The organism is Staphylococcus caeli (assembly GCF_900097965.1).
Taxonomy (GTDB): Bacteria; Bacillota; Bacilli; order Staphylococcales; family Staphylococcaceae; genus Staphylococcus; species Staphylococcus caeli.
In genome coordinates this window covers 1-3,474 of record NZ_FMPG01000029.1, presented here as the reverse complement: position 1 = coordinate 3,474, position 3,474 = coordinate 1, and the positions used below count along the sequence as shown (strand labels likewise).

Below are 3,474 nucleotides of genomic sequence, written 5' to 3'. Positions count from 1 at the left end.
TCTGTTGTTTTATCTTCGTCACTTGTATTAATTAAATTGCCATCTTCGGCATCGTCTAAATTTAAAATTTTATGTTTTTGTTTAAGCAATCCACCATAACTCAACATACGTTTTCGGTATAAACCCTTTTCCAAATCATTCACGATTTCTTGATTTCTTTCATCATCATCAGTTAAAAAATCAGATGACTTAACCGAATATTTAGAGGTTTCTTTGATAGCTGCTTGAATATCTTTATCACCTTTTTGGTTTGGTTTGATCGCTTTAATATTTGCTACTGGTCGATAATTAACCTGTAATGCTTTTTGCCATAAATCGACCCATTCAACTTGCGTAATGTAGTTTTCTTTTTTTCTGAAATACGCATTTTCAACACACAATAAAACGTGCATATGTTGATTATAACTACCGTCATTTTTATTAACTGTTACTTCAGTTGAGCGTAAAAAACCCACCAAATTCTTTTTAACTTTTGTATACATCTTTAATTTATTAAAAGCCTTAGACATGTGTTTTAAACTTTGTTCTAAGTGGTCACCGTCTATTGCATTTTTAGTCGATAAAGTAAGAAATAACCAACGAGCAGTTGGCTTTTCTTTAACCACTTCTTCAATCACTTTTTGAGCTTGATAACTATTTTTCATAGCACGCCTCCAATTACAAACTGGGCATAATTTTGACTTACAAAACCATGTCTTATGTAATTTCAAATAACCTTCATCAGTTGGCTTGAATTCTAAGACGTTACCACATTGTTTTACGTTAAAAGCCTTTTTAATTTTTAAGATTTCCAGTATATCTGCATAACTTACATTATCTATCTTCTTTTCTCTCCATGGGCGTTGTTTCCCACTTTTCGTCATATCTTTTAATGTTTTATTATCTTGATTTTCGTCTATACATTTAGTAGTATTATATTGCATATAAAAAGACCTCCAGTATTGATTTAAGCGTCGTAACTTAATCATATTACTGGAGCTTTTTTATGTCAATTTTTTCTTTCACGCACAAAAATACATAAAAACACTGTCATAACAACGATAAAGCAACTTTTTATATCTTTGAGTTATTTCTATATAGTATCAAGACAAGAAGAAACTCGTTTTCAACTCGTTCCAAAACATAAAAAGACTCTCCAAATTTGGAGAGTCTTTTTATCTACTCAAAACAGTCACTATATACCTGTCCAACACTAAAGAATCCAATAGCTGCAGATAATGCTTGAGGTCCAGCCGCACTTCCAGCTGATTTTACAGCAGAAACAGCTGCATCTTTTTTAGACATTGATTTACGAGCTTCTTTATAAGCTGGAACTAATTTTTGAGCAAATGTTTTTGCCCCTCCAGCAGCTTTAAGAACATCTTTAACTTTTGCAATTTTAGCAGCAGAAAATGCATTACTAGCTATCGCCAATCCTATAGCAGACGCACATCCCACAGCCCCACGTTCTGAAGTGGTCAAATTAGAATTTTCTTTTTGTATGTAATCATTCGTTGCTTTATCCCCCTTTTCTAATACAGAATCAGGAATATTTTCCACGCTAGTCAAAAATTGTGTTAACTCTTGCTCATTTACATTTTCCAAACTTATACCATCTGGATTATTCGAACCATTTTCCTGTGCACTTTGAACCATCTCATTAGCATTATTTACTTCACTAGCTTCTACAAAGGAAGTACCCCCGAAACCTAAAAGTAAAGCAGCACTTGATAAAGTAACAATAGCTTTTCTCAAAAGAATGACCCCTTTCAAATAATAAATGTAGATGTTACCTTTTAAGCGTATCACAATAAATTATTTTTTAAAAACGGAGGTCGAAAAAATGAAAAAACCCTCTATACTAGCAGGATTAATAGTCTTAATTCTCTTAATAGGTGGAATAATACTAAATTTAGTTAGTATTCCTAATTCTGCTAATATCATATATTCAGTAATAGCAATAACAATAATTATAATATTATTCTTTATTACTCCTAAAAGTAATCGATGACATTAATGCTTTATTCCAATTGCTTTATTGACGTTGAGCCTCTGAACCCTTAACAATCCCAAAACTTGTCGAATGATCGGCTTAATAGCTCACGCTATGCCGACATTCGTCTGCAAGTTTAGTTAAGGGTTCTTCTCAACGCACAATAAATTTTCTCGGCATAAATGCGTGGTCTACCTTTGTGAAGATTTCTTAAAAATATCAATAAACCAAATAATTAAAAGATACACTAACACACCAAAGATAAGTCCATCTAAAAGTTTAAAAGATAACTTTTCAGGTGTTGGGAGCAAATAATTCATTGTACAACGAAGCATAATTGCTAATACTAATGCTTTTAAAAAGTAATTAATTTTATCCACTTATAAAATACTCCCTTTTAGCAAACTTTATCACAATAGTTATCTCTTTACATGTCTGTTTTTCGTCGCTATAATCTAGTTAAATCCCGTAAGGGCGCACTTATACGTCGGATAAATCGACGTGTGCAAAACCATAATCGACCTTCGTCGATTTTTTATTTCAAAATTAAAGAAACGGCTTGAGATATTCCGAGCAGTTATAAAAATTAATTTGTCTTGAATATTGCTACTACATTCTTGAAAAAGTGATGTAGATTTATAGCCCATAACTTTTTTGAATTACATCGACGATATAGCGTCGAAAGAAAAATAAATAGACCATATGAAAGAAAAAGCCAATCCACTTTATCTGGGTTGGCTTTTATTTTTAAATCCAAGGGCGCACTTACATACCAAAATGATATCGTACTAAAACTGAAATTTGCGTGTGATAATCCAATATACTTATTTCGTATTTTAAGGGGGTATTTAGAGCAAACTCTATATTTATATATTTTCATACCTGTATATTTATATATGCTTCTTAAAACGCAAATATGAGCAAAATAAGAGTACATCTTTCTGACATTTAACTTGTATTCAAAAGACATATTACTTAAATTGCTAAAGTCATTTTAAATACAATCACTTGTACTTTTTAAACATAAGCCAGAAAAACGATATAACTCTTTTATATATTTTTCTAATTTGATTGGAACTCCCTAAAATTTATATAACTTAAAAAGTTAAATTGTTTAGCTCATTTTTTATTCATGACCAATGGCGAATTTTTTAGACACTGACCAGTTACATGCAAATTAAAATTTTCATAGTAAAACTAGTCAACCATGCAGGTTGAACGCTATAGTTCCCGCAAAGGCAAAAAAGCATAAAAAAACGCTAGCTTTTAAGCTAACGTTTCAAATCTTTTAAATAATAATTTTGTTTTTCAAAATTCCAAATTGCAGTAATTGAATGTGCTTTTTCTTCTTCTTCTGTTGTTTTATCTTCGTCACTTGTATTAATTAAATTGCCATCTTCGGCATCGTCTAAATTTAAAATTTTATGTTTTTGTTTAAGCAATCCACCATAACTCAACATACGTTTTCGGTATAAACCCTTTTCCAAATCATTCACGATTTC

Annotated in this window: 4 protein-coding genes; all 4 read right to left on the bottom strand. The window is 31.1% G+C overall.

Annotated features, from left to right (window positions below; translation table 11 throughout):
* A partial coding sequence (locus BJS11_RS13140) for a protein rep (protein WP_081333153.1) occupies window positions 1-923 on the bottom strand: 923 nt, incomplete at its 3' end.
* A 235-nt stretch (window positions 924-1,158) separates the two neighbouring features.
* Window positions 1,159-1,734 carry a collagen-like domain-containing protein gene (locus BJS11_RS13135; protein WP_245167199.1) on the bottom strand — a complete coding sequence of 192 codons (576 nt, stop codon included), beginning with the start codon at window positions 1,732-1,734 and terminating at the stop codon, window positions 1,159-1,161.
* Between the two features lie 429 nt (window positions 1,735-2,163).
* Window positions 2,164-2,352 (bottom strand): hypothetical protein, encoded by a 189-nt coding sequence (locus tag BJS11_RS13130; protein ID WP_053017980.1) that lies wholly within the window; start codon window positions 2,350-2,352, stop codon window positions 2,164-2,166.
* Window positions 2,353-3,243: 891 nt separating this feature from the next.
* Window positions 3,244-3,474, bottom strand: a 231-nt coding sequence (locus BJS11_RS13125; RefSeq protein WP_081333939.1) for a protein rep, incomplete at its 5' end; no start/stop codon positions are given.